The 380-nt window shown below is 66.3% G+C and carries 1 protein-coding gene; it reads left to right on the forward strand.

Annotated features, from left to right (window positions below):
• Window positions 1-380: DeoR/GlpR family DNA-binding transcription regulator (locus EOA60_RS37245; protein WP_245502740.1), on the forward strand; the 380-nt coding region annotated here is incomplete at both ends.

A 380-nucleotide genomic window follows, 5' to 3' on the forward strand; every position in this document is an offset into this window, starting at 1 on the left:
ATCCACTCGAAACGGCACGGCGAGATCCTGCGGCTCCTCGGTGAGGAGGGCACGATCACCATCGCCAGCCTGGCCGAGCGCCTGGGCGTGTCGCTGGAGACGGTCAGGCGCGACGTGAAACCGCTGACGGATGACGGAGCATTGCTCAAGATGCATGGCGCCGTCAGCCTGCGCTCTATGACAGGCGAGGCGCCGTTCGAGCGCCGCATGCGCGAGAATGCCGAAGCAAAGCGTCTGATTGCCCGCATGGTCGCGGCCACCATCCGCGACGGCGAGTCGATCATGCTCGACACCGGCACCACCACGTCCTTCCTGGCGCGCGAACTGCTCGGCCATCGCCGCCTGACGGTGGTCACCAATTCGTCCGACATCGCCCGTAC

Source organism: Mesorhizobium sp. M1A.F.Ca.IN.020.06.1.1 (assembly GCF_004023265.1).
Lineage (GTDB): Bacteria > Pseudomonadota > Alphaproteobacteria > Rhizobiales > Rhizobiaceae > Mesorhizobium.